Here is a 25,028-nt window from a genome sequence, read left to right on the forward strand (position 1 = left end):
CCCGCTTGCCGCGCGGCGCCGCCCGCGCTGATCTGCCGGCCGCAAAGGGTGGAGTGGAAGCGTGATCGTCATCGGCCGGGGCAGCGTGCAGCAGGAGGAATGCGACGTGATGGGGCACATGAATGTGCGCCACTACGTCGCGCGGGCGGCGGATGCGCTGGACTGGCTGATGCTGGAGGCGGGCTTGCCGCCGTCGCGCGGGCGGCTCGCTGTGATGGACCAGCATCTGCGCTTCCTGCGCGAGATGTCGCCAGGGACGCCCTTCACGATTCTGGGCGGCATCGTCTCGGTGGCGGCGGACCGGCTACGCACGGTGGTTGAGATCCGCAACAGCGCGACCGAGGCGCCGGCGGCGATGCTGGTGACGGATCTCGGCCTCTGGGCCGGCCCGGCGGGTGGGCCGGCGCCACTGCCGCCGGGGCTGGTGACGGCGGGGCTGACGGTCGCGCTGCCGGAGAATGCCGGGCCGCGCGGCCTTCGGTTCGACGCACCGCGCGCCTTGCCGGGTCGTGCCGCGGCGCATGCAATGCGCCTGGCGGAGGGATATCGCGGCGCGATCCGCCCGGATGAATGCGACCTGGAGGGCGTGATGCGCCCGGACGTCATCATCGCCCGCATCTGGGATGGCGTGCCCAACCTGCGCAATCGCGGCACGGGCCTCGGCATCAAGGAGGAGGGGATGGGCGGTGCCGCACTGGAATATCGCGTCGCGCAATTCCGTCCGTTGCAGGCGGGGGAGTTACTGACGGTGTGCAGCGGCCTCAAGGCGTTGGGCGAGAAGACGACGACCTGGACGCATCTGGTGCATGACGAGAGTGGCGAGGTTGTTTCCGCATCCGAGGCGGTTGGCATCGCCTTCGATCTCAAGCTGCGCAAGGCGGTGGCGATCCCGCCCGAGCGTCGTGCCGCGCTGGAGGCACTGCTGGTCCCGGGCCTCGGCCTATAGCCTCGCGTCGATTTCGCAGAAGTCGCCCGAAGGTGCAGGAACCTTCGTTTCCTGCCAGGATGTTCGGGAGGCGGCGCCGCTCGACCCGTTACAGCCCGCCGAGCCGTTCCGTGTGTCCGCATGCGAAACCTTCCGGCGGTGTGATGCCGCCCGCGCCGCAACTGATTTCCGCGCGGCCGGCCTGGCGCAGCGTACTGGCGGCAGCGCTTGGCGGCCGCTATGGAGGCGGCAAGGCGATGTGACCAGCCGCGAGGAAAACGCTGCCATGACCATGAATCTCGGACGACGTACCGCCCTCGGCCTGATGGTCGCTGGCCTGCCGGCATCGCTTCGCGCCCAGCCGCTGGCGCGCAATGCGCGGCTGATCGTCGGCTTCCCGCCGGGCGGCTCGTCGGATGTGGTCGCGCGGCTCTATGCCGAGCATCTGCGCGGGACCTATGCGCCGCAGGTGATCGTCGAGGGGCGGGTGGGCGCGGCGGGGCGGATCGCCGTGGAATTCGTCAAGAACGCCGATGCCGACGGCACGACGGTGTTGCAGACGCCGGCTTCGATGTTGACGTTGCAGCCGCATGTCTTCCCGCGCGAGGTGCGTTATGACGCGCTGACGGACCTGATCCCGGTCTCGACCGTGTGTTCCTATCCCTTCGCCTTCGCCGTGCCGAAGGACCATCCGGCGCAGGACTTGGCCGGGTGGGTGGCGTGGGCGAAGGCGCAGCGGCGGGAGCTGCCCTGGGCGTCGCCGGCGGCGGGCTCGGCGCCGCATTTCATGGGCATCATGCTGGCGAAGCGGGAGGGGCTCGAGATGACGCATGTGCCGTTCCGCGGCGCCGCGCCGGCCGTGCAGGATCTGATCGCGGGCCGGCTGACCTGCTTCATCGGCGTGCTGGGCGATGTCTCACCGCATCAGGGGGAGGGGCTCCGCCTGCTGGCGGTGTCCTCGCCCGCGCGCAATCCGCGTTTCCCGGCGGTGCCGACCTTCGACGAGTTGGGCTACCCCGAACTGAACAAGGATGAATGGTTCGGCGCCCTGCTGCCGGCCGGGACGCCGGCGCCGGTGGTCGAGGCGCTGCACCGGGCCATTCGCGTGGCGGCGGCGCGCCCCGAGATGATCGCCGCGCTGGATCGCCTTGAATACGCACCGACAACCTCGGCGACGCCGGCCGAGTTCGCCGAGCGCATCCGTCGCGAACGCACCGCCTGGGGCGCGGTGGTGCGCGACAGTGGCTTCCGCCCCGAAAACTGATGGGCGATCCCGCCGCGCATTTTGCTTCGCCGGTGACCGACAAAAGAAGGAGGGGGATCGGGGGAGTTCCCTCCCCCGACCTTCCTCCTCAGATCAACTCCACGCGCCCCGTGGCGAGATCATAAATCCCGCCCTTCACCGCGAGCGCCCCGCGCGCGACCATATCCGCCAGTATCGGCGTGGAGGTCTCGAGCGTGCGGACGCTGTGCCGCACATTGGCGACCAGGGCGCGGCGGATCAGGTCGTCGCCCGGCTGGGCGAGGGCCGGCTCGATGCCCGGCTTCATCGCCGTGACCAGGCTGGCGATGTGCCCCGGCAGGGTATTGCCCTTTTGCAGCGCTTCGACGGTAGCATTCACCGCGCCGCAGCTGGTGTGGCCGAGCACCAGGATGACCTTGGCGCCGAGCACCGCTGCGCCGAACTCGAGGCTGCCGAGCCCGTCGGGCGTCACGAAATTGCCGGCGACGCGCACCACGAACAGGTCACCCGGCCCCTGGTCGAAGGCCAGTTCGGGGGCGACGCGTGAGTCGGCGCAGCCAAGGACCGCGGCGAAGGGTGCCTGGCCCTGGGCCAGGGTGGCGCGGCGGGCGGAGAAGTCGGTGCGCCGCATCAGGTTGGCGGCGTAGCGGGCGTTGCCCTCGACCAGTTCCTGCATCGCGGCGGCGGGGGTGTCCGGCCGGGCGGGGGTCTGAGCCTGGGCGGCGGGGGCGACGGCAGTGGCGAGCAGCGCGGCGCCCGTGGCGAACAGGCCGCGGCGCCCGAGGGATCTCGCGTCACAGGTGAAACACATTGTGGGGTCCCTTCCCAGTTTTGGTTCGTTACCGTCTCATTGTCGGCCCTGTGCCGCAAGGCCCGTGGTCGTGTAATTGCGGTGCGGCCTCGCGTAAGCGAGGCTGTGTGGCATGACCCCCCATCGCGAGATCCGCCTCAACGCCTTCGACATGGCCTGCGTCGGCCATATCCAACAGGGACTATGGACACATCCTCGCGACCGCGCGCTGGACTACCTGTCCATCGACCACTGGACGTCGCTCGCGCGCCTGCTGGAGCGTGGCCTGTTCGACGGCCTGTTCCTGGCCGATGTGCTCGGCGTCTACGACGTGCATGGCGGCAGTCAGGATGCCGCGGTGCGCCACGGCGCGCAGATCCCGCTGCTCGACCCGATGCTGCTGGTGCCGGCGATGGCGGCCGCGACGTCACATCTCGGCTTTGGCGTGACGGTGAACCTGGCGTGGGAGCCGCCGGCACTGCTGGCGCGACGGTTTTCCACGCTCGACCACCTGACGCGCGGGCGGATCGGTTGGAACATCGTCACCGGGTATCTCGACAGCGCGGCACGGGCGATGGGGCTCGACCGGCAGATGGCGCATGACGACCGCTACGACATGGCCGATGAGTTCATGCAGGTCGTCTATCGACTGTGGGAGGAATCCTGGGCGGCCGATGCGGTGAAGCGCGACCGCGCGACGGGCGTGTACGCCGACCCGTCGCGCGTCACGCGCATCCGGCATGAGGGGCGGCAATACCGGCTCGATGCGCCGCATCTGGTCGAGCCCTCGCCGCAGCGCACGCCGGTGCTCTACCAGGCGGGTGCCTCCGATCGCGGGCGCACCTTTGCCGCCCTGCATGCGGAATGCGTGTTCATCAATGGCGGGCCGAAGCCGCATGTCGCGGGGCTGGTGGCGGATCTGCGCCGCCGCGCCGCGCCGCGACCGATCCGGGCCTTCATGGGGGCGACGCTGATCATCGGGCGGACCAATGCCGAGGCGCGCGACAAGCTCGAGGATTACCGCCGCTGCGCCAGCGTCGAGGCGGCATTGGTGCATGCCTCGGCCTCGCTGGGGATCGACCTCGCCGCCTACGGCCTCGATGACGAATTGCCCAGCGCCTCCCAGGCGATCCAGTCGAATGTCGCGGCGCTGCGGGCCTCGGCGCCGCGCGCGACGAAGCAGGCGCTGATCGACCGCATGATCCTCGGCAGCCGTCAGCCGCCGATCGTCGGCAGCGTCGAGGAAGTGGCCGAGGCGCTGATCGGCTGGGTGGAGGAGGCCGATATCGACGGGTTCAACCTCTCGCGCACCGTCATCCCCGAATGCCTGGAGGATGTGGTGATGCTGTTGGTGCCTGCCTTGCAGGAGCGCGGGCGCTACAAGCGCGGCTATGCCGAGGGCACCTATCGCGAGAAGCTGTTCGGCGCCGGGCCACGACTCACCGCCCCGCATCCGGCGGCCGCCGTCGCACGCTGACTTGCCGGCGCCGCGCTTCGCATTACCTTCCCCACAAACCCGAGGGATTGTGATCGATGGACGGAACCCAGATGCCCGCCGCCGCGGCGGCGATGACCGCGCGCTACGGCGCCGGCGCGGAACCCAAGGCAGGCCCGTGGAACGACACGCTGGCGCTGTTGCTGGCGCACCGCTCAGTGCGCTCCTTCAAGACCGACAAGCCGCCCGAAGGCACGCTCGAGGCGCTTGTCGCCGCCGCGCAATCGGCGGCGACCTCGTCGAACCTGCAGACCTGGTCGGTCGTCGCGGTGGACCGGCCGGAGGTGCGCGCCGAACTCGCCGCCATCGCCAACGGCCAGAAGCACATCGAAGTCTGCCCGATCTTCCTGGTGTTCATCGCCGATACCTCGCGCAACAGCCGGCTGGCGGCCGAGGCGGGGACGGAACTGGTCGGGATGCCTTACCTCGAATCCTTCCTGGTCTCCTCAATCGACGCGGCGCTGGCGGCGCAGAACGCGGTGGTGGCGGCCGAAAGCCTGGGCCTCGCGAATGTCTACATCGGCGCGCTGCGCAACGACGTGACGCGGGTGGCGGAACTGCTCGGCCTGCCGCCGGGCGCTGCGCCGGTCTTCGGCCTGTGCATCGGCTACGCGCAGGAAGGCCGGGAAGGGGAGGTGAAGCCCCGCCTGCCGCAGGACGCCGTGCTGCACCACGAGACCTACGACGCTGACGACGCCGGCCACCGCGCCGCCTATGACCCGCGGATGGAGGACTTCTCCCGTCGACAGGAAATGGCGGGCAGCAACTGGACACAGCGGGTGATCGCGCGACTGGGCAGCTTCCGCGCACTGAGCGGGCGGGACAAGCTGAAGGAGAAGATCATCGCCCTGGGCTTCCCGCTGCGCTGATGCGCCATTCGAGAAGGCGCCAGCCGGCGTCTTCTCGATGGGCAGCCTGCCTCAGCTCGCCGAGTCGCGCAGCCGCGCGTCGAAATAATCGATGGTGCGGCGCAGGCCGGCTTCCAGCGGCACGGTCGGCTCCCAATCCAGCAGGCGGCGCGCCAGGGTGATGTCCGGGCAACGTCGCGTCGGGTCGTCCTGCGGCAAGGGGCGCTTTTCGAGCTGAGTGCCCGTGCCGCACATTGCGATCACCCGTTCGGCGAGTTCGCGCACCGTGATCTCGTGCGGATTGCCGATGTTGACCGGCCCAGTCACGTCATCGGGCGTGTCCATCAGCCGCATCAGTCCCTCGACCAAATCATCGACGAAGCAGAAGGACCTCGTCTGCGTGCCCTCGCCATAGATGGTGATCGGGTCGCCCTGCAACGCCTGCACGATGAAGTTGGACACCACGCGCCCGTCATTGGGGTGCATGCGCGGGCCATAGGTGTTGAAGATACGCACCACCTTGATGCGGACGTTGTGCTGGCGCCTGTAGTCGAAGAACAGCGTCTCCGCGCAGCGCTTGCCTTCGTCGTAGCAGGCGCGCGGCCCGAGCGGATTGACCGATCCGCGGTAATCCTCGGTCTGCGGATGCACCTCGGGGTCGCCATACACCTCGCTGGTCGAGGCTTGCAGCACCTTGGCCTTCACCCGCTTGGCTAGGCCGAGCATGTTCAGCGCGCCGCTGATGCTGGTCTTGGTCGTCTGTACCGGGTCGAACTGGTAATGCACCGGCGAGGCGGGGCAGGCGAGATTGTAGATCTCGTCCACCTCGACATAGAGCGGGAAGGTCACGTCGTGACGCATCGCCTCGAACAACGGATTCGGCAGCAGGTGGGAGATGTTGTCCCGCGTGCCGGTGAAGTAGTTGTCGACGCAGAGAACCTGGTGGCCTTGCGCCAGCAGTCTCTCGCAGAGGTGGGAACCGATGAAGCCGGCGCCCCCCGTCACCAGCACGCGCTTTCGCGAGATCATGTGCGCTGACCGCTCCTCACGTGGTTCATGGGTCGACACTCTCCGAGACGGGTCTTGTCAGGCGCGCGGCTGCACACCTTGCAGTTGCACCATAATGTGGCTGGGCGGAGAAAAACAGGGCAGGCCCGTGGCTCGTCAGGCCTGCGCTCGCCACCGCGCCAGGTCGGACTCCACCATCTCGGCGATCATGGCCTCCAGGCTGGTCTCGGGCATCCAGCCGAGCCGCAGGCGCGCCCGTGACGCGTCGCCGATCGTCACATCCACATCCGCCGGCCGTAGGAAGGCGGGGTCCACCCGCACATGTGCGGCATAATCCAACCCGACATGGGCGAAGGCGATCCGGCACAGGTCGCGAATCGACGCCGCGCGGCCGGTCGCCACGACGTAGTCATCCGGCTTGTCCTGCTGCAGCATCAGCCACATGGCTCGCACATAGTCGCGCGCATGGCCGAAATCGCGCCGCGCCTCGAGGTTGCCCAGCGGCAATTCGTTAGTGAGGCCGAGGCTGATCCGCGCCGCGCCGTCGGTGATCTTGCGCAGCACGAACTCGATGCCGCGCAGCGGGCTGTCATGGTTGAACATGATGCCGTTGCAGCCGAACAGCCCGAAGGCGTCGCGGTAATTCTGCACCAGGCAATGCGCGAAAACCTTGGCCGAGGCATAGGGGCTGCGCGGGTGATAATGCGTCGCCTCATTCTGCGCCGGCGTCTCGGCATGGCCGAACATCTCGGAGGAACTCGCCTGGAAATACCGCGCGCCGGGCGCGGCGATGCGCACGGCCTCCAGCATGTTCGCGGTGCCGATCGCGGTGACATGCGTGGTCAGCAGCGGCTGGTCCCAGGACATGCGCACGAAGGACTGCGCAGCGAGGTTGTAGATCTCGTCGGGCTGGACCTTCTGCAGCAGCCGGATCAGCGAGGACAGGTCGATCAGGTTGCCATCGACCATCTGCACGCTGCCCGCGCAGCCGAGCCGCCGCAACCGGTCCTGCACCGCCTCTGACCCGCCATGGCGATGCAGCAGGCCGAACACCTCGTAGCCCTTGCCGAGCAAGAGCGCGGCGAGATAGGCACCGTCCTGGCCCGTGACGCCGGTGATCAGTGCACGCGCCATGGTAATCCGGGTCCGCTCCACGTCGTCATCCCCGACCCATATACGGGCCGGCGCCGAGTGTCCAAACGAGACGGGCCGCTGCATGTGCCGGCCGGGCCGGCCATGACCGGGGTCGCGGCGTCAGCTCTCGGTCGGCTGGAGCGCGGGCGAACCGGCACGGAAGCGCATCCGCACGGTGACGCCCTCAGGCGGGAAACGAAGCTGCACCTCGGCATTCGGGCCGAGGTCATGGGCGAGCCCCCGTTCCAGCAGGCGCATCCCGAAGCCCCGCCGGTCGGCGGGCGGCGCGTTGACCGGCGGGCCGCCATTCTCGCGCCAATCCAGCGTCGCGATGCCGTCCTCGCCCAGGGTCCAGGTGACATCGACCTCGCCGCCCGGCCGCGACAGGGCACCATGCAACGCGGCGTTGGAGGCAAGCTCATGCAGCGCCAGAACGATCGCCTGGGTCTGCCCCGCGGTCACCTGGATACGGCCCGAACCTCCATAATGGATCACCCGCCCGGTTTCGATCCAGGAGGCGAGTTCGGTGCGCACCACGCGTGCCAGGTCGACTTCCTGCCAGCCCTGGTCGGCCAGCAGGTCATGCGCGCGCATCAGCGCCTGAAGCCGGCCGACGAACTGTCGCCCGAGCGTTGTGTGGCCGCCGCGCACCCCGCGCAGCGACTGCGCAGCCAGGGACTGCACCGTCGCCAGTGTGTTCTTTACGCGATGGTTCAACTCGGTCACCAGCATCTCGCGCGATTGCTCGGCATGCACGCGATCGGTGACGTCCTGCAGCACGGAGGAGACGCCGGTGATGTTGCCCGCGCTATCCTTCACCGGATGGCAGGAAGCGAGCCAGTGGCGCAACTGCTGCGTCGCCCCCGGCACCGGGCCCGAACAGGTGACATCGAGTTCCGGCCGGCCGGTCGCGAAGACTCGCTGCTGCGCATCCTCGAGCGGGCGCGCGAGGCTGTCGGGCATTACCTCATGCGGGTGGCGGCCGACATGGGCTTCGGTCGGCAGGCCGCTGATGGTAGCGAAGCGCGCATTGACGTTGACGAAGCGCAGCTCCGGGTCGACCAGCGCGAGGCCGACCGGCACCGTGTCGTAAACCGCGCGCAACTCGGCGACCGTCTGGCGTACCTGCGCGTCATTGACCTGCCGGGCCGCATCGGCGCCGCGTGCGTCGGTCACGTCATGGATGGCGCCGACCCATTCCTGCAATTGGCCGGCCTCGTCGGTGACCGGCACGCCGGTCGCCCGCACCCAGCGCCACCCCGCCGTGTCATCGACCGTGCGCAGGCGGAACTCGACGCCGATCTGCTTCCGCGACACCAGGGCGCGGCCCCATTCGGCCATCGTCGGCGCGCGGTCATCGGGGTGCAGCATGTCGAGCCAGCCATCGCCGCGGAAGGCCGGCGCGGTCTGGCCAGTGAGCCCGGCCCAACCGGCGGCCTCGTTCCAGGCGCCGGCCGCGTCCGCGCGCCAGAGCACCAGCGCCCCTGCCTCGGCGAGCGCGCGCAGCCGGCGCTGGGCGGCGCCGGCGGCCTCCTCGGCGGTGGCGAGTGCGGCACCAATGGCCGCGAATTCCTGGATGGACCCGAGGTTCGGCAGGGCCGGCGCCGGCGCACCACCGCGCGTCGCGGCAGCCGTCGCCCGGGCATGATGCTCAAGGGCGATCAACGGACGAAGTATCGTCGCCCGCGTCCGGGCCAGGACCGCGAGGGTGATGAGGAGAATGACGGACAGGCCCGCCAGGATCCAGGGCAGCAGCCATGGCCACGACGTGGCGCTGAAGCCCGCCGGTTCCCAGGCGACGAGGCGCCAATCCGCGGTTTCGGCCAGGTTCGAGACGACGTAGCTGACGTCGGCGCCGGACCCAGCGCGGCCGGTTTGGGCAATGCCGCGCGGAGCCGCCGCGAGCACAGACCAGTCCGGCACGTCGATGGCGCTGCCGCCAATGCTGGCGACGACCCGCCAACGGCTGTCGAACAACACGCTGCGTTCGGGGCCGGCGGCAGCGACGAGGCGTTCGGGCGACAAGGTAATGGTGAGCACGCCGGTCGCCCGGCCATCGCGCATCACCGGCACCAGCAGCATGGGCGATTTGCCCGCGCTGGCGCTGGCGCTGGCGCCGACCGGCTCGGTGCTGACGCGCGCGCGTCCGGTCTCGACGGCCCATAGACCGGCCGCCACCGCGGGGGTCGAACCGAGCGGCGTGCCGAAGGGTTGGTTGGTATCGACCAGCAGGCCAAGACCGCGGTCCAGCACGCCGATCTCGGCGCCGAGCGCCTCGGCGAGGCGGCGCGCCGCAGCATCGGTGCCGGCGAGATCCGAGCCGACGTTGTCTCCGCGCGCCGCGGCGAAGGCTTCGAGGGCAACGCGGCGTGTCTCGAGCGCGGCATCGATCCCGCGCGCGGCGGCGGCCCCGTGCTCGGTGACGCGCGTATCGATCACCGTGCGCTGCGCCTCCCAGGCCAACGCGGCGAGCAACCCGGCACCCATCAACAACGGAACGGCAACAGTCAGCGCCAGCCTGACGAGCTGGCCCCGAATCGTCGTCGGGCGATCCCGCCAGCCGGACGCCTGATTCGATTGTGGTTGCACTCTTATCCCCAACAGGGTGGCCCCGCCCGCCGCCTACGGCGCTATGATCAACCAAAGGTTGTCCCATTGCAAAGCAAGTGGGCGTGAACCGCAAAGTCCGCTGCACCATTGAGCGGCACGATGCTACGCTGATCACAATGTCGCGAATCGCCCCCCTGATGTCGGCGCTATGCCTGCTGGCCGCCTGTGCGGCAGAAGCGCCGGTCGAACCGACCCTTCCGCCGCCACCCTCGCCACCGCCGCGCACCCATGCCTCGCGTTCGGTGCCGCGGCCCCAACCCCAGCCACCGGCCGCGGGCCAATCGGCCCCCGACGCCGAGGCCCAGCGCGCTGGCGGCCCCGCCGCGGCTGCGGAAGCGGCGTGGCATGTCGCGCGCGACGGCGTGGTCGGTTGCGCCGACCGCGCGGCCCTCGACATCCTGCGCCAGGCCGCGGAAATCACCCCGCGCCTGCTCGCGGAAGCGCGCGCCTCAGGCGGCTGCCGTACCACCTTCCGCATCAATGAATGGGTGCTCGTTGGCACCGAGGCGGCAACGGTGCGGTTGCGCCTGACCAATGGCGCGCCGCTCACCCTGTGGTTCCAGCGCGGCGAGGTGGTCGCTCCCTGAGAGGCCGTTCGGAAACGCGCCATCCGGTGCGTTTCCACGTTCGGCTGCAGCCCGCACGCCCAACTCGGCCATCCATTGCAGGATACTGATCAGGTGGGGCGCGGGCCGGTACCGGATGTTCCGGACAGTATCCGACCCCCGGCTTGTCGCGCGTCCGCCCCGGCATGACACTGCCGGCCGGGATGGGAACGAAGCACGGATGACCTGGACTGCTGAACTTGAGGAATTGCGTCGTCGCGAGGCCATGGCCCGCGAGATGGGCGGGCCGGACAAGGTCCGCCGCCAGCATGACGGCGGCCGTCTGACGGTCCGCGAACGGGTCGACGCGCTGGTCGACCGCGGCAGCTTTCACGAGGTCGGCGCCATCGCCGGCCGCGCCGAATATGATGCCAAGGGCGATTTGCAGACCTTCACGCCATCCAACTGCGTAATGGGCCGCGCCATGGTCGATGGCCGCCCCGTGGTGGTGGTCGGCGACGACTTCACCGTGCGCGGCGGCAGCGCCGATGCGACGATCCGCGAAAAGCCGATCATGGCCGAACGCATGGCCGCCGAACTCCGCCTGCCGATCATCCGCATGATCGAGGGCTCGGGTGGTGGCGGCTCGGTGAAGACCATCGAGACAACCGGCCGCGCCAACCTGCCGGGTGGTGTCGGCGGCACGCAGCTCTATTGCCAGACCACGGCGAATCTCGGCCTGGTGCCGGTCGTCACGCTCGGCCTCGGCTCGGTCGCCGGGCTCGGAGCGGCGCGGCTGGCGGCGGCGCATTACTCGGTGATGACGAAATCCTCGGCGATGTTCGTCGCCGGCCCGCCGGTGGTCGCCCGGCTGGGCGAGAAGCTCGACAAGAAAGAACTCGGCGGCTGGGAGATCCAGTGCCGCGCCGGCGGTGTCGACGACGCGGTGGAGACCGAGGCCGACGCCTTCGCTCAGGCACGGCGCTTCCTTTCCTACCTGCCATCTTCTGTGCAGGCCCTGCCGCCCGTGACGCGCAACCGCGACCCGGTGGACCGGCGCGAGGAGACGTGGCTCTCGGCCATCCCGCGCGACCCGCGCCGCGCTTACAAGGTGCGCCCGGTGATCGAGCCGCTGTTCGACAAGGGCAGCTTCTTCGAGATGGGCCGCTGGTTCGGCCGTTCGGTCATCACCGCCTTCGCGCGGCTCGACGGGCGGCCGGTCGCCGTGCTGGCCTCGGACCCGATTTTCGATGGCGGCTCCTGGACGGCCGATGCCTGCCAGAAGGTCATCCGCTTCATCGACCTCGCCGAGACCTTTCATCTGCCAGTCGTCTACCTGATGGACTGCCCCGGCTTCGGCGTCGGACTGGCGGCAGAGAAGACCGCGACCATCCGCTGGGGCGTACGCGCCATGGCCGCGATGAACCAGTGCCGCCAGCCCTGGTGCACCATCATCATGCGTAATGCCTTCGGCGTCGCCGGCGTCGCGCATCAGCCGGCCGGGCGGTACTCGATCCGTTACGCGTGGCCGTCCGCGCGGTGGGGCTCGCTGCCGCTGGAAGGCGGCATCGAGGCGGCCTATGCGGCGGAGGTCTCGGCCGCCGAGGACCGCGACGCCAAGCTCGCCGAGATCGACGAGCGGCTGCAGAAGCTGCGATCACCCTTCCGCACGGCGGAGGCCTTCTGGGTCGAGGAGATCATCGACCCGCGGGACTCGCGGCGCTTGCTGTGCGAATTCGCCACGCTGGTGCAGCCACTGTTGGCGCCGGGGATGGCGAGCTTCACGATGCGGCCGTGACGGCCGGGGTCATGCCTGGTCACTGACGGCGCGGCAGCGCGCACGCCGCGTCGTGGATCGGCGCGAGATCCATGACGGGCTGGCCTGGCCTCGCCGCGTGACGGGTCTGTCAGCGGCCGGCCCCGTCGGCTCACTCCGGCGTAATCCCCGCCGCCCGCACCACGTCCCGCCACTGCGCCACCTCCGCCCGCAGCCGCGCCTCCAGCGGCGCCGGCCCGCTCAGCACCAGCGTCGACCCACGCTCGGCCATGCGCTTCGACAGCTCGCTGTCCGGCGCAGCGAGCGGCGCCAGTTCCGCGTTGATCCGCTGCACCACCTCCGGCGCCGTCTGCTTTGCGGCGAACAGCCCGAACCAGAAGGGCACCGCGAACCCCGGCACCTGCTCCCCGATCGCCGGCACGTCGGGCAGCAGCGGTGCGCGCGTCGCGGTCGAGACGCCGATCGCCCGCGCGGTGCCGGCGCGGATATGTTCCAGCGCGATCGACAGGTCGCCGACGAAGGCGTCGATATCGCCCGCCAGCAACGCCGTCATCACCAGCCCGGCGCCGCGATAGGGCACGTGCAGCAGTTCGATGCCCGCCTTCTGCATCAGCAGGGCGGAGGTGAGATGCGTCGCCGAGCCGGTGCCGGAACTGCCCACCGAAACCCGCCCCGGCGCCTCGCGCGCCCGGGCGAGGAAGTCGGCGAGGTTCGCCGGCCCATTGGCGCGCACGACATAGACCAACGGCGCCTCCGTCACGATCGTCACCGGCAGCAGGTCGGTGAAGGGATCGAAGCCGAGATTGAGCTTCAGCGCCGGCAGCGTCGCGATGGAATTCGAGGTGATGAGGAAGGTGTGCCCATCCGTCGCATGCGCGACGAACTGCATGCCGACCTGTCCGCCAGCCCCGGCGCGACTGTCATAGACCACCGGCTGGCCGAGCCGTGGCGTCAGGTAGTCCACGAAATACCGCGCCGGCACATCCTGCGGCCCACCGGGTGCGAAGGGGCTGATCAGCCGCACTGGCCGGTTCGGCCAGGCGGGTGCCTGCGCGAAGGCCGGCGCGGCGAGGCCGGCGACCAGCGCGGCGCCAATGCTGCGGCGTGTGATGTCCATGCGTGTCACTCCCTGATATTTCTTGTCGTTGTCGGCCGGGACGATCTCGTCCCAACGGGGCAGGCGGCGGTCTTCGATCGGCACCAGCCAGGGCTGGTGGTTGCCGTGATGGATCACCTGCGCGGGCAGCAGGATCTCGCGCGGAATGGGCTCGCCGCGCAGGTGGCGCAGCGCGGCCATGGCGCAGGCGGCGCCCATGCGGAAGCCGTCATAGTCGATGCTGGCGAGCAGCCGCCCCGCGGCGATCGCCTGCGCCGCCGGAATGGTGCCGTTGATGCCGGTGACCAGCGCGCGCCGCCCGGCGGCCTCCAGCGCATCGATCGCACCAAGCGCCATCAGGTCGTTGGTGCAGATCACGCCATCGATGCGCGGATGGCGCGCGAGCAGCGCGGCCATCGCTTCCCGCCCCGGTTCGCGCAGGTAGCGCCCCGGCGCGCTGTCCAGCAGATGCAGGCCGGGATGGCCGGCCAACGCCGCGCGGAAACCGCGGCCGCGATCGCGGCTGGTCGGCGCGCTGTCCGGGCCCTCGATCAGCACGACCTCGCCCTGGCCGCCCAACGCCTCGGCCATAGCGCCGACCGCCGCGCGCCCCATCGCCACGTCATCGGCGCCGACGAAGCAGGCGAAATCCCCCGCCATCCGATTGACGAAGCCGATGAAGGGAATGCCGCGTGCCCGCGCCGCCGCGACCGGGCCTTCCAGCAGCCGGTCATCGGCCGGCGCGAAGATGATCGCATCCGGCGCTTCCTCGACGACGGCCGCGAGCAGCGCGATCTGCTCGCCCGGATCATCGGGGGTGGCGGGGGCATGCCGTGTCGCACTCGCCCCCTCGGCCCCTGCCGCCCGCTCCACGCCGAGCAGGAAGGCCTGGTAGTTCGGGTTCACCCCGTTCTTGGTGAAGGCGGCGAGGCGGGGTGCCACGCCCTCAATCCGCGCGAATGCCGGCGGAACGGATCACCTCGCCCCATGACCGCAGATCGGCCGCGATGCGGGCGTTGAAGGTGCGTGTGTCCTCGAAATGCGGCGTCAGCCCATTGGCCAGCAGGCGTTCGCGCAAGGCCGGGTTTTCCAGCCCCTTGCGGGTGGCTTCCGACCATTGCGCCAGGACGTCCTCGCTGATGCCGCGCGGGCCGCAGACGCCGAACCAACCTGCCATCTGCAGCCCCGGCACGAAGGCCGAGATCGGCCGCACATCCGGGAACAGCGGCGAGCCCGCATCGTCGCCCATGGCGAGCACACGCAATTCGCCGCCGCGAACCTGGCTCATGACATCACCGAGGTTGGTGATCATGAAGTCGACGCGACCGCCGAGGATGTCGACGATCGCCGGCGTCGCCCCGCGATAGGGTGCATGGACGATGTCGAGCCCCGCCCGCGCCTTCAGCAATTCCACCGACAGATGCTGCGCCGACCCCACCCCGGCCGAGGCATAGGTCATGCTACCCGGCCGCGCCCGCGCCGACGCCATCAGGGCGGGCACATCGGCGATCGGCCCGCGCGCTGCGACCACCAGCGCATAGGTGGACAACGCGACATCGCTGATGCCCAACAACTCGGTGCGCGGGTCGATCGGCATGGACACGCCCGGCAGGTTCGGCGTGATGGTCATGGTGCCCATCGGGCATTGCAGCACGGTCATCCCGTCGGGCGTGGCGCGCGCGACCACCTCGGCGCCGATCAGCCCATTGGCGCCGGTGCGGTTTTCCACCACGCCGCGCGCGCCCAGATGCGGGACGATATATTCGGCGATGAGACGGGCCATCAGGTCGCCGGTGCCGCCGGCGGCATAGCCGGAAATGACGCGGACGGTGCGTTCTTGGGCGGCTGCCGGAAGGGCAAGGCACGCCGCCGCGACGGCGGCCAGCAGGATACGGCGCATGGATCGTTGTTTCCCCAGAGTGTTCGTTGCCGGCAGCCTAGCCGGGCTTTCGCCGCGCTGGAAACGGTTGGCACCGAATGGCGGAACAATCGCGACATGGCATGGAAGTTTCGATGTTGCATCGTGTCGGCTGCCGGTAGTTTCCGGCTCGTCGCCGGCGTGGCGCCCTGCCGTTCTGCGTGCCGGTCTCCCGTCGATGACGACCAACTGCACGGCGAAGCAACAACGGATCGGGAGCCCAGGACATGCCGTATCGTGATGCATTGCCCCAGCTTGCGGGTCGCCTGTTCGTCACCGATGGCGGCCTCGAGACGACCCTCATCTTCCATGACGGGATCGACCTGCCGCATTTTGCGGCCTTCCCGCTGCTCGACCGGCCCGAGGGCAGGGCCGCTCTGCGGCGCTACTACAACAGCTATGGCGCCGCGGCGGACCGCAGCGGCGCCGGCTGCCTGCTCGACACGCCAACCTTCCGCGCGAGCCCGGACTGGGCCGCGTTGGTCGGCTATGACCAGGCCGCGCTGCAGAGGGTCATCGCCGATGCGGTTTCGCTATTGCAGGAGATCCGTACGGCCTGGGAGACGCCCGACCGGCCCATCGTCATCAACGGGGCCATCGGGCCGCGCGGCGACGGCTATTCGGCGGAGGCGACGATGGACGCCGCGACGGCCGAGGCCTTCCATGCGCCGCAGGTCCGCAGCTATGCCGAAGCGGGCGCCGACCTCGTCATGGCGCAGACCATGACCCATGCTGGGGAGGCGATCGGCATCGTGCGCGCTGCCGCGCAGGCCCGTATTCCGTCGGTGGTCTCGTTCACCGTGGAAACCGATGGCCGGCTGCCCGATGGCTCGTCACTGCGTGCCGCGATCGAGGCGGTGGATGCGGCGACGGGCGCCGCGCCGGCGCACTACCTGGTGAATTGCGCGCATCCGACCCATGTGGCGCCGGCGCTTGCCGGTGGCGGCGGCTGGATCGCGCGGCTCGGCGGCATCCGGGCCAACCCGTCGCCGAAGAGCCACGCCGAACTCAATGAATCGACGACGCTCGAGGATGGCGACCCGGATGAACTGGCCGGCCTGCTGGCCACCTTGCGCCGCCAACACCGCCATTTCTGCGTGATGGGCGGGTGCTGCGGGTCCGACCATCGGCACGCCGAGCGCATTGGCCTCGTCTGCGGGCAGGCCTGAGGGCAACGGGGCGGTTCTCCGGCGCCTGAACGGGCATCGTCTGTCCCCCGGCCATCCATGCCGGGATACTGACATGGATGGTCGGGTGGGGGTGCGGGCCTGTGCCGGCGTTGGAAACGCGCCGGATGGCGCATTTCCCAACGGGCTCTCAGCCCGCGTTGGCTTCGAGTGCCGAGATCACCGCATCCGCCATCGCCCGTGTGGACAGCACCGCCTCGCCCGGCATGGCGATATCCGCCGTGCGGGCACCGGAAGCGAGCGCCGCCTCGACGGCCTTCTCCAGCCGATCCGCTTCGGCCGGCGCCTTCGCTGTCCAGCGCAGCAGCATCGCGGCGGACAGGATCGCGCCCAGCGGATTGGCGATGCCCTTGCCGGCGATATCCGGCGCCGACCCATGTACCGGTTCATACAGCGCGCGCCGCCGCCCATCCGCATCCGGCGCCGACAGCGCGGCCGAGGGCAGCATGCCGAGGCTGCCATTGATCGCCCCCGCGCAATCCGACAGCAGGTCGCCGAACAGGTTGTCGGTGACGATCACATCGAAGCGCGTCGGCGCGCGGCCGAGCTGCAGCGCGCAATTATCGGCCAGCATGTGTTCGAGGGTGACGTCGGTGTAGCCGGCGGCGTGCACCTCGCTGACCACGTCGCGCCACAGCCGCCCGGCCTCCATCACATTGGCCTTGTCGACGGAAGTGACGTGCCCGCGCCGTGTGCGCGCGAGTTCAAAGGCGAAGCGTGCGGCGCGGGCGATCTCGGCCTCGGTGTAGCTGTGGGTGTTGACGCCGCGCCGCGTGCCGTCGGCCTGCGTCTCGACCCCGCGCGGCGTGCCGAAATACACGCCCGCCGTCAGCTCGCGCACGAAGATCAAGTCCGCCCCCGCGACGGTGCGCGCCTTGAAGGGCGAAGCCTCGGCGAGGGCGGGCTGCGCCTTCACCGGGCGAAGATTGGCGAAAACGTCGAGCCCCTTGCGGATGCGCAGCAGCGATCCCTTGCGGCGTTCCTCCGGCGGGATGTGGGTCTGGTCGAGGCTGCCGGTCGCACCGAACAGTAGCGCATCGGCGGCGAGGATCGCCTCCCAGGTCGCGTCGGGCATGGTGCTGCCTTCGGCCGTCCAGGCGGCGGACCCGAACAGCCGGCGTTCCAGGTGCAGCGGAATGGCGCGGTGCTGCGCGAACCACTCGAGCACGCGCACCGCCTCGTCGGTGACTTCCGGGCCGATGCCGTCACCCGGCAGGACAACGATGTTGAATGTCATCGCTCGACACTCTCCCAGGCCCAGGGTCGCGCGGCGCGATCGGCCGCATACCAGCCATCGATGCGGTCCTTGAACCGCAGCGTCAGCGCGATGTCGTCGAGCCCTTCGAGCAGCGCCTCCTTCTTGCGCGCATCGACGGCGAAGGGGATCTCCGCCCCCTCCGGCGTGACGACGACCTGCCGCGCCAGATCCACCACCGTGTGGCGCGCGCCCTGCGCGGCTTCGGTCTCGGCGGCGATGCGCCCGATCACCTCCTCCGGCAGGACGATCGGCAGCATCCCGTTCTGGAAGCAGTTGTTGAAGAAGATGTCGCCGAAGGAGGGCGCGAGCACCGCGCGGAAGCCCATCCCCATCAACGCCCACACCGCGCCTTCGCGCGACGAGCCGCAGCCGAAATTCGGCCCCGCCAGCAGGATCGGGCTGTCGCGATACTGCGGCAGGTTCAGCACGAAATCGGGGTTGTCCGAGCCATCCTTGTTGTAGCGCATGCGCTCGAAGGCATAGGGCCCGAGCCCGGTCCGCCCGGTGCCGACCAGCCGCTGGATCGGGATGATGACGTCGGTGTCGACATTGGCGCGCAGCATCGGCGCCGCCGCGCCGGAGACCCTGGTGAACTTGTCCATCGCTGTCCCCCCCCCTACGCCGCGAAGTGCCGCACATCGGCGATCGCACCCGCGATCGCCGCCGCCGCCGCCATGGCCGGGGAGGCGAGATGCGTCCGCGCCCCCGTGCCCTGCCGGCCAACGAAATTGCGGTTGGAGGTGGACACGCAACGCGCCCCTGGCGGGACCGCCTCGCCATTGGCCGCGACGCACAGCGCGCAGCCCGGTTCGCGCCATTCGAAGCCAGCCTCGCGGAAGGCGGCATCGAGGCCCTCCGCTTCGGCCGCATGCTTCACCCGCTCGGACCCCGGCACCACCCAGGCGGTGACATGCGAGGCGACGTGACGCCCCCGCAGCACGGCGGCTGCGGCGCGCAAATCCTCGATGCGCGAATTGGTGCAGGAGCCGATGAACACCCAATCAACCTTGGTGCCGATGATCGGTGCGCCCGGCGTCAGCCCCATATAGGCCAACGCCGCTTCCCAGGCGCCGCGCTTCTCGGCATCGGGCGCGTCGGCCGGGTCGGGGACATTGCCGGTGATCGGCAGCACCTGTTCGGGGCTGGTGCCCCAGGTGATCTGCGGGGCGATGTCGCGCATGTCGATCAGCAGGTCGCGGTCGAACACCGCATCCTCGTCGGAAGGCAACGCGTGCCAGGCCGCCACCGCCGCCTCCCAGGCCGCACCCTTCGGTGCGAAGTCGCGCCCCTTCAGCCATTCGATGGTCGTCTCGTCGGGCGCGACCATGCCGATCTTCGCCCCCATCTCGATCGACAGGTTGCACAGCGTCAGCCGCCCCTCGACCGACAGCGCCCGCACCGCCGACCCGGCATATTCCACCGCATAGCCGGTGCCCGAGGCTGCGCCGAACCGCCCGATCGCGGCCAGGATCATATCCTTCGGCGTCACACCCTCCGGCGCGCTGCCCTCGAAGCGGACGCGCATGCGCTTGGGCTTGCGCTGCGGCAGCGTCTGCGTGGCGAGAACGTGCTTCAACTCCGACGCGCCGATGCCGAAGGCAAGCGCCCCCACCCCGCCATTGGTGCAGGTATGGCTGTCGCCGCAGACCAGCGTCGTCCCCGGCAGCACGATGCCAAGTTCCGGCCCCATCACATGCACGATGCCGTTGCCGTCCTGGCCGAGGTCGAACAGCCGCACGCCGGTCTCGGCGGCCCGCCTGCGCAGCCCGGCGAGCAGCTTCGCCCCGGTCGGGAAGGTCTCCGAGGTGCGTCCGGGCGCCGAGGAGACGGCATGGTCGGGTGTCGCGAACACCAACTCGGGCCGGGCGACGGCATAGCCTGCCTCGCCGACCTCCTGCAGGGCACGGCCGCCGGAGAGGTCATGCACCAGCACCCGGTCGCAATACAGCAGCGACCAGCCGGCGCCGAGATCGGCCACCACGTGCGGGTCCCAGATCTTGTCGAACAACGTCGCGGGCATCCGCGGTTTCCTCCCGAGCCTTGACGCTGCCGGGCCGGCGCGGGACCGTGCCGTCAGCAGCGGCGGGCATCACGCCGCGCGCGACGGGCGCGGTCAAGCGCCCGCGGAAAGGGTAAGGGGGCGTGCCATGCCGGGGATCCACCGCCGAAGTATCGCCATCGCGGCGCTCGCCGCGCCGGGCCGATTAGGAAGCGCCCACGCCCAGGCACCTTGGCCCGACCGCCCGGTGCGCTTCATCGTCCCGTATAGCGCCGGCGGCGTTGCCGACACCATCGCCCGCATCCTGCAACAGCGCGTGGCCGAACACCTCGGCCAGTCCTTCATCATCGAGAACCGAACCGGCGCCTCTGGCGCGATCGGCGCGGCGGCGGTGCATTCATCGCCTGCCGACGGCTATACCCTGCTGTTCGAAGGCGCCACCTTCGCGACGCTGCCGGAGGTACGGCACGACCTGCCCTTCGACTACGCCGAGGCGTTCGTGCCCGTCGTGCAGGTGACGTCGCAGCCCTACATCATCGGCATCCGCGCCGGCTTCCCGGCGACCGACCTGGCCGGCTTCGTCGCGGAGGCGAAGCGCCGGCCCGGCGAGGTCACCTACGGCACGCCCGGCGTCGCCCATATCGGCCATTTCATGGGCGAGGCGCTGCAGATGGCCGCCGGCATCCGGCTCGAACACGTCCCCTATCGCGGCGGGGCGGATGTGGCGCGCGAACTCGCGGCGGGGCGGATCGATGCGGGCATCATCTCCTTCTCCAGCCTGCGGCCGGCCGTCGAGCGCGGTGCGACGCTGATCGCCAGCACAGCGGGCCAACGCCAAGCGTCATTGCCGCAGATCCCGGTCATCGCCGAAACCTTCCCCGGCTACGACATGTCGTCCTGGACCGGGGTCTTCGCGCCGGCCGGCTCGCCACAAGTCGCGATGCTGCGCTTCGCTCAGGCGCTGCGCTCCGCCCTGGCGGACCCCGAGGTGCGGCGGCGCATCGAAGCCGCCGGCGCCGACCCGGTGGAATCGGACCCCACCGCCTTCGCCGGGGTCATCACGCGCGACAGGGCGACGGCACGGCGCATCGTACAGGCGACGGGGCTGCGGGTGGGCTGAGGCAAGCCGAACCTGGCGGGGCTTTGCCGCTCCAAACCACCCCGCCAAATGACAATGTCATTTGGAATGCCGTCTTTTTGCGCGGGGCAGGGCAGGTTCGCCTGCTCGGCGGGATGCGCGCCGTGAGCCAGGGTGGGTCCCGGCGCTGATCCTGCCTCGGCCGCCCGGCGCCAAATGAAGGTGTTCCGAGGCCCTCAGAGACCGTTTGAAAATGCGCCAGGAGGCGCATTTTGAGGACCGGCACCGGCCCGCAGCCCCACCCGGTCACCCATTCCAGGATACTGACGTGGGTGGCCGGGTGGGGCTGCGGGCCGGTGCCGGGCTTTTCAAACGGTTTCTTAGGCATTTGATGGGGAGAGGCCGAGAGAGGCCAGGCCCCTCTCGGTTCCAACAAGCGCTGCGGCGGAATTCTACTCGGCGGCCTTCGGCGCATACCCCAGCCCGCCCTGGTATTTCAGTGCCGTCTCCTCGGGCAGGAATTCGGCCTCCATTTCGCGAATCCGGTCGAACCCCGCGAAGCCATGCAGGTTGCCCATCGGGTGCTGCTTGAACCGCGCGTCATAGGCCGCCTCGGCCATCGGCCCGTCCTGCTTGAGCGCGATGGCGAAGTCATGGATCGCCATGATCGTCGCGCGCATCGCGGCACCCGGCAGGATGCAGACCCGGATGCCGAGCTCGGCCATCTGCTCCGCCGACAGGCGCGGCGAGATGCCCGTCATGTTGTAGAATACCGGCCCCTTCACCTCGCGCCCGATATGCGCGACTTCCTCGAGATCCTTCGGCCCCTCGACGAAGGCGAGGTCGGCACCGGCCTCAAGGAAGGCATTGGCGCGGGTGATCGCCTCATCGAGCGAACCACCATGCGCGCCTCGCGCATCGGTGCGGGCGATGATCACGAAGTCGGGGTCGAGCGCATCGCGCGTGCGCGCGGCGGCGCGGATCTTCAGCACCGCTTCGTCGCGCGCGATCACCTCACGCCCGGCGACATGGCCGCACCGCTTGGGCGCCACTTGGTCCTCCAGATGCAGCCCGGCGACGCCACCGCGGATGTACTCCTCGACCGTGCGGACGACGTTGATCGCATTACCGAAGCCGGTATCCGCATCGGCGATCAGCGGCACCTTCACGGCGGAGGCGATCAGCCTGGCGTTCAGCGCCATCTCGGTCAGCGTCGCCAGCCCGGCATCGGGAAGGCCGAGCAGGTTCAGCGAGGTGCCGTAGCCCGACATATATAAGGCCGGGAACCCGGCATCCTCGAGGATGCGCGCCGACATGGCATTGAAGCAGCCCGGCACGACCAGCGGGCGATGGGCCTCGATCAGCGCGCGCAGGCGCGTGGTGGGGCGGGTGGCACTGCCCTGGCCAAGGCGCATCGATGTCATCCTTCCGGCGTTTGTCGCGACGGCCGTCATCTTGCGCCTTCCGCCGGCTGCCGCAACAGCCCGGGGGTTCAGGTCGCGAAGCGGAACCTCTGTCGCTCGACGATGGTTACCGTCGTCAGGCCGAAGACCGGGATGACGAAGGTGAACGGGGCATCGAGTTCGAGATACATCTCGGTCATGCCGGTGATGGTGCCCCCCGCGGCCGTCGTTGCCGCGGACCGCGTGACGCAGAGATTCCCGGTGCTCGCAATGAAACCCAGGCCGCCTGCCGATGACAGCAGGCCTGCGTCGTTGCAGGTTCGCGTCCCCGACGCCAGTGCCGGATTGATCATCAGCGCACGACCGGCCTGGGCAACGACCGTGCGCATCGAATGCATTGTCATGTAATAACGAGCCATGTCCATGACCGCCAACATGGTCAGGAACAGCAGCCCCGCGACGATCGCGAATTCGACGGCCGCGACGCCACGCCGTCCGAGCGGCCGGCGGCTAGCGAAGGCGGACTTCGGCACGGCCCTGCAACGTCGTAAACTGGGTTATCAGCAGCGGGGCATGCGGCCGCGTTACCGAGACGGTGATGAATTGCTGGGTGGTGTCCGGGCACGCATCCTCATTCGCGCAGGTCACGCTCGCATTCCCTGGGCAGAAGCATCGCAGCGTCGGTGTGCCTATCGTGATGTCCGACCCGGCCGGCCAGCCGATCAGCGAATTGCGCACCTGGTCGGTGATGCCGGTGACGTCGCTCGGGTAGGAGAGGGCGTATTGCGCGCCCGCGCGGGCCGCGGTCTCCAGCCGGATGCTCTGCTGCAGCGCGTTGCCCAGGTCTGCCGTGGCGATCATGATCAGGGCCAGCACCGGCAGCACGATCACGAATTCCAGCGCCGCGACGCCGCCGCGGTCGCGCAGGACGGAACGAAGAGCGCGGCGGATCATCGCACCAGCCTGAGCACGCGGTTGCGGACGACGCTGGTGCCCCTAGCGGCACAGCCAGCGAGCGAGAGGTCCGAATTGCCGGTGAACTGAATGGTCGCGGCCACCATGGACTGACAATCGTCCTGGGTGGAGCCGACCGCGGCTGTACCGCCAATGAAGAGCTGGGACGTTGGCAGATAGACCCCGCCATTGATATTGACCGCGTCCGAATTGCCCGGGATCTGCGCCGTGTTTGGCGCGTTCATGGTGTCGAGCTGCTTGGCGTTGTTGGGGCCGGCGCGGGCGTCACGGTAGATGACGATGCCATCGAAGATCGAGGTCGTTTCCTGGTTCCCGGTCACGGGATCGATCCGCGTATAAGTTTGATTGTACCACGGCCCCGCGGTTGGCGACTGCAGCGTCACCGTACCGCCCGTGATGGAAATGTTCCCGAACCGATTGCTGCTGCGATTGTTGCCGTTGCCATGGGTGAGCTGGGTAAAGACCAGCGTAACCCCGGTTGTTGACGTGCAGGTTGGGCAATGCACGGTCCCACCGTGGACGGAAAGGCTTGCGTCGGCGAAGAAATAGGTGCCGGGGACGAGGCGCAATTCGTCGCCTGACTGCAGCGAGATATCGTCGCAAACAGCCGTCAGCGTCGTGTAGGCAATATTGCCGGAATTGTAGTTGTAGGGCCGTGGCTGCCAGAGACTGCCAGTCGACGTCGTGGACCGAATGGGCTGGTTCCCGTTGGTGTTCGTATTCTGGCAGTCGTTGTTCTGAAAGGTCGGGAGCGTGACGCCCTTGAGGTGCGCATAGGGGTCTGACGCCGGGATCTGCCGCTCGCTGATCGGTGCGAGCCCGTCGCATTGCGATGCGACCTCACCGACTGCGCGGAAGGCCAGGATGTCGATCTGCGCGGAAGTTCCACAGTCGATCGACGTTCCCTGTCGGTTGGAATTGATCGAACAGTTCGGCGCACCGATCGTGTTATTGCCGGTGATGGTGGTCTGCCCCGTCAGCGACAGGATGCAGGCATCGGAACTGTTGGTGATGGCGGCGATGGCGCGGACCCGTACGACCGGAGCGGTCGAGGAAATCAGTGCCGCCAGTCCCAGGCGCTGCGTCTGGTCGATGGTGACTTCGACGGCGTTCGGGCTCGCCGTGCTCGCGGTGAATGTACTGGTATTGGCGGCCCATACGCCGGGCGTGACCCTCACCGTGGTGCGGCCGGGCGCGCCGGTTTGCGGGTCGCGCTCCGTTGCAAAGCTGCTTGTGGCGGCGACGCTCGCGCCAACCGAACTGGCGGCGGTTTGCCCCGTGCTCCCGGAGCCCTGCCAGGCGAGTTGGGCAACGCCGGCATAGGCCGCAAGATCCGCTGCGGTCTGCGCGTTGCGTCGCGCGGCGAACCAGACGCCGCCCTGTGTTGCGAGAGCCGCCATGCCGAGGAACGCGGTCGACCCGACCGCAAAGGCGACGGCGATGGCGCCGCGGCGCGACCTCAGGACGCCAATCGCGTTGCGTTGCCTGTGATGGGACCTCGAACGCAGCTGGGTCATTGGTGCTTGTCGTCCGCCACTGATTTCATCATCGCCGCAATGCACAAATTCGTTAACATCCAGCGGATATTCATATAACTCACATGTGAGTGTTGCAATCGAAAGTTGTTTATGGTGACTAAATTCCCTCACGCAGCACCGAACGCCACACGGCACAGGACGCATTTTTGGGACTGTGGAGTAGATGCCGATCATGCGCAGACATGTTCTGAAGATGCGCCC

Annotated in this window: 21 protein-coding genes; 8 read left to right on the plus strand and 13 right to left on the minus strand. The window is 69.2% G+C overall.

The window, feature by feature from the left end; all coding sequences use genetic code 11:
* Positions 1–61: 61 nt before the first annotated feature.
* Positions 62–946: a thioesterase family protein gene (locus IEY36_RS07205; protein ID WP_188966274.1), complete on the plus strand. Its 885-nt coding sequence runs from the start codon at positions 62–64 to the stop codon at positions 944–946.
* Between the two features lie 265 nt (positions 947–1,211).
* Entirely contained in the window at positions 1,212–2,189 is a 978-nt protein-coding gene (locus tag IEY36_RS07210; RefSeq protein ID WP_188966275.1) for a Bug family tripartite tricarboxylate transporter substrate binding protein, read from the plus strand.
* Between the two features lie 88 nt (positions 2,190–2,277).
* On the opposite strand, the gene IEY36_RS07215 is transcribed toward IEY36_RS07210, so the two are convergent.
* Positions 2,278–2,979, minus strand: coding sequence for a carbonic anhydrase (locus tag IEY36_RS07215; protein WP_188966276.1), 702 nt, complete (start codon positions 2,977–2,979; stop codon positions 2,278–2,280).
* Between the two features lie 112 nt (positions 2,980–3,091).
* Between IEY36_RS07215 and IEY36_RS07220 the strand changes: the two genes are divergently transcribed.
* Positions 3,092–4,435, plus strand: coding sequence for an LLM class flavin-dependent oxidoreductase (locus IEY36_RS07220; RefSeq protein WP_188966277.1), 1,344 nt, complete (start codon positions 3,092–3,094; stop codon positions 4,433–4,435).
* 56 nt (positions 4,436–4,491) lie between these two features.
* On the plus strand, positions 4,492–5,322 hold the full coding sequence (locus IEY36_RS07225; RefSeq protein ID WP_188966278.1) for an NADPH-dependent oxidoreductase: 831 nt from the start codon (positions 4,492–4,494) through the stop codon (positions 5,320–5,322).
* Positions 5,323–5,373: 51 nt separating this feature from the next.
* On the opposite strand, the gene IEY36_RS07230 is transcribed toward IEY36_RS07225, so the two are convergent.
* The 3 genes from IEY36_RS07230 to IEY36_RS07240 all read right to left on the minus strand — a co-directional run bounded on the left by IEY36_RS07230 (position 5,374) and on the right by IEY36_RS07240 (position 10,032).
* Positions 5,374–6,330, minus strand: a complete 957-nt coding sequence (locus IEY36_RS07230) for a UDP-glucuronic acid decarboxylase family protein (RefSeq protein ID WP_188966279.1) — start codon at positions 6,328–6,330, stop codon at positions 5,374–5,376.
* Positions 6,331–6,465: 135 nt separating this feature from the next.
* On the minus strand, positions 6,466–7,443 hold the full coding sequence (locus IEY36_RS07235; protein ID WP_188966280.1) for a GDP-mannose 4,6-dehydratase: 978 nt from the start codon (positions 7,441–7,443) through the stop codon (positions 6,466–6,468).
* A 120-nt stretch (positions 7,444–7,563) separates the two neighbouring features.
* Positions 7,564–10,032, minus strand: coding sequence for a PAS domain-containing protein (locus IEY36_RS07240; protein WP_188966281.1), 2,469 nt, complete (start codon positions 10,030–10,032; stop codon positions 7,564–7,566).
* Between the two features lie 83 nt (positions 10,033–10,115).
* Here IEY36_RS07240 and IEY36_RS07245 point away from each other — a divergent pair, with 83 nt between their 5' ends.
* Both IEY36_RS07245 and IEY36_RS07250 read left to right on the plus strand, forming a co-directional pair.
* Positions 10,116–10,640 (plus strand): hypothetical protein, encoded by a 525-nt coding sequence (locus IEY36_RS07245; RefSeq protein WP_188966282.1) that lies wholly within the window; start codon positions 10,116–10,118, stop codon positions 10,638–10,640.
* A gap of 199 nt (positions 10,641–10,839) precedes the next feature.
* Positions 10,840–12,396, plus strand: a complete 1,557-nt coding sequence (locus tag IEY36_RS07250) for an acyl-CoA carboxylase subunit beta (RefSeq protein WP_188966283.1) — start codon at positions 10,840–10,842, stop codon at positions 12,394–12,396.
* A gap of 130 nt (positions 12,397–12,526) precedes the next feature.
* On the opposite strand, the gene IEY36_RS07255 is transcribed toward IEY36_RS07250, so the two are convergent.
* Both IEY36_RS07255 and IEY36_RS07260 read right to left on the minus strand, forming a co-directional pair.
* Positions 12,527–14,413, minus strand: coding sequence for a tripartite tricarboxylate transporter substrate-binding protein (locus tag IEY36_RS07255; protein WP_188966284.1), 1,887 nt, complete (start codon positions 14,411–14,413; stop codon positions 12,527–12,529).
* Positions 14,414–14,417: 4 nt separating this feature from the next.
* Positions 14,418–15,371, minus strand: a complete 954-nt coding sequence (locus tag IEY36_RS07260; protein WP_188966285.1) for a Bug family tripartite tricarboxylate transporter substrate binding protein — start codon at positions 15,369–15,371, stop codon at positions 14,418–14,420.
* Positions 15,372–15,616: 245 nt separating this feature from the next.
* Between IEY36_RS07260 and IEY36_RS07265 the strand changes: the two genes are divergently transcribed.
* Positions 15,617–16,558, plus strand: coding sequence for a homocysteine S-methyltransferase family protein (locus IEY36_RS07265; protein ID WP_188966286.1), 942 nt, complete (start codon positions 15,617–15,619; stop codon positions 16,556–16,558).
* 148 nt (positions 16,559–16,706) lie between these two features.
* On the opposite strand, the gene leuB is transcribed toward IEY36_RS07265, so the two are convergent.
* From leuB to leuC, 3 genes are read right to left on the minus strand one after another with little or no spacing between them, the layout of a single operon-like run.
* A complete protein-coding gene (leuB, locus tag IEY36_RS07270; RefSeq protein ID WP_188966287.1) occupies positions 16,707–17,813 on the minus strand; it encodes a 3-isopropylmalate dehydrogenase in 1,107 nt (368 codons plus the stop codon).
* A complete protein-coding gene (leuD, locus tag IEY36_RS07275) occupies positions 17,810–18,436 on the minus strand; it encodes a 3-isopropylmalate dehydratase small subunit (RefSeq protein ID WP_188966288.1) in 627 nt (208 codons plus the stop codon). The genes leuB and leuD overlap by 4 nt, the downstream gene beginning before the upstream one ends.
* A gap of 14 nt (positions 18,437–18,450) precedes the next feature.
* Entirely contained in the window at positions 18,451–19,854 is a 1,404-nt protein-coding gene (gene leuC / locus IEY36_RS07280; RefSeq protein ID WP_188966289.1) for a 3-isopropylmalate dehydratase large subunit, read from the minus strand.
* A 127-nt stretch (positions 19,855–19,981) separates the two neighbouring features.
* Between leuC and IEY36_RS07285 the strand changes: the two genes are divergently transcribed.
* Complete coding sequence (locus tag IEY36_RS07285) at positions 19,982–20,953, plus strand: Bug family tripartite tricarboxylate transporter substrate binding protein (protein WP_188966290.1); 972 nt, start codon at positions 19,982–19,984, stop codon at positions 20,951–20,953.
* A gap of 410 nt (positions 20,954–21,363) precedes the next feature.
* Here the strand turns inward: IEY36_RS07285 and IEY36_RS07290 are convergent, their stop codons facing one another.
* The 4 genes from IEY36_RS07290 to IEY36_RS07305 all read right to left on the minus strand — a co-directional run bounded on the left by IEY36_RS07290 (position 21,364) and on the right by IEY36_RS07305 (position 25,001).
* Entirely contained in the window at positions 21,364–22,326 is a 963-nt protein-coding gene (locus tag IEY36_RS07290; protein WP_188966291.1) for an isocitrate lyase/PEP mutase family protein, read from the minus strand.
* A gap of 77 nt (positions 22,327–22,403) precedes the next feature.
* Entirely contained in the window at positions 22,404–22,847 is a 444-nt protein-coding gene (locus tag IEY36_RS07295) for a TadE/TadG family type IV pilus assembly protein (protein ID WP_188966292.1), read from the minus strand.
* The gene (locus IEY36_RS07300; protein ID WP_188966293.1) at positions 22,825–23,268 is read right to left on the minus strand and encodes a TadE/TadG family type IV pilus assembly protein; all 444 of its coding nucleotides are present in this window, start codon (positions 23,266–23,268) and stop codon (positions 22,825–22,827) included. The genes IEY36_RS07295 and IEY36_RS07300 overlap by 23 nt, the downstream gene beginning before the upstream one ends.
* The gene (locus IEY36_RS07305; protein WP_188966294.1) at positions 23,265–25,001 is read right to left on the minus strand and encodes a TadE/TadG family type IV pilus assembly protein; all 1,737 of its coding nucleotides are present in this window, start codon (positions 24,999–25,001) and stop codon (positions 23,265–23,267) included. Before IEY36_RS07305 ends, IEY36_RS07300 begins: the two co-directional genes overlap by 4 nt.
* Positions 25,002–25,028: the final 27 nt, after the last annotated feature.

It is taken from the genome of Neoroseomonas lacus (assembly GCF_014644535.1).
Lineage (GTDB): Bacteria > Pseudomonadota > Alphaproteobacteria > Acetobacterales > Acetobacteraceae > Neoroseomonas > Neoroseomonas lacus.

Bases quoted from the DNA above. Each gene is read 5' to 3' on its own strand.
- IEY36_RS07290 (WP_188966291.1), bottom strand. From the start codon at position 22,326: ATGCGCCTTGGCCAGGGCAGTGCCACCCGCCCCACCACGCGCCTGCGC.
- leuB (WP_188966287.1), bottom strand. From the start codon at position 17,813: ATGACATTCAACATCGTTGTCCTGCCGGGTGACGGCATCGGCCCGGAA.
- IEY36_RS07210 (WP_188966275.1), top strand. From the start codon at position 1,212: ATGACCATGAATCTCGGACGACGTACCGCCCTCGGCCTGATGGTCGCT.
- IEY36_RS07300 (WP_188966293.1), bottom strand. From the start codon at position 23,268: ATGATCCGCCGCGCTCTTCGTTCCGTCCTGCGCGACCGCGGCGGCGTC.
- IEY36_RS07230 (WP_188966279.1), bottom strand. From the start codon at position 6,330: ATGATCTCGCGAAAGCGCGTGCTGGTGACGGGGGGCGCCGGCTTCATC.
- IEY36_RS07285 (WP_188966290.1), top strand. From the start codon at position 19,982: ATGCCGGGGATCCACCGCCGAAGTATCGCCATCGCGGCGCTCGCCGCG.
- IEY36_RS07235 (WP_188966280.1), bottom strand. From the start codon at position 7,443: ATGGCGCGTGCACTGATCACCGGCGTCACGGGCCAGGACGGTGCCTAT.
- IEY36_RS07250 (WP_188966283.1), top strand. From the start codon at position 10,840: ATGACCTGGACTGCTGAACTTGAGGAATTGCGTCGTCGCGAGGCCATG.
- IEY36_RS07225 (WP_188966278.1), top strand. From the start codon at position 4,492: ATGGACGGAACCCAGATGCCCGCCGCCGCGGCGGCGATGACCGCGCGC.
- IEY36_RS07265 (WP_188966286.1), top strand. From the start codon at position 15,617: ATGCCGTATCGTGATGCATTGCCCCAGCTTGCGGGTCGCCTGTTCGTC.
- IEY36_RS07220 (WP_188966277.1), top strand. From the start codon at position 3,092: ATGACCCCCCATCGCGAGATCCGCCTCAACGCCTTCGACATGGCCTGC.
- leuC (WP_188966289.1), bottom strand. From the start codon at position 19,854: ATGCCCGCGACGTTGTTCGACAAGATCTGGGACCCGCACGTGGTGGCC.
- IEY36_RS07260 (WP_188966285.1), bottom strand. From the start codon at position 15,371: ATGCGCCGTATCCTGCTGGCCGCCGTCGCGGCGGCGTGCCTTGCCCTT.
- IEY36_RS07305 (WP_188966294.1), bottom strand. From the start codon at position 25,001: ATGATCGGCATCTACTCCACAGTCCCAAAAATGCGTCCTGTGCCGTGT.
- leuD (WP_188966288.1), bottom strand. From the start codon at position 18,436: ATGGACAAGTTCACCAGGGTCTCCGGCGCGGCGGCGCCGATGCTGCGC.
- IEY36_RS07215 (WP_188966276.1), bottom strand. From the start codon at position 2,979: ATGTGTTTCACCTGTGACGCGAGATCCCTCGGGCGCCGCGGCCTGTTC.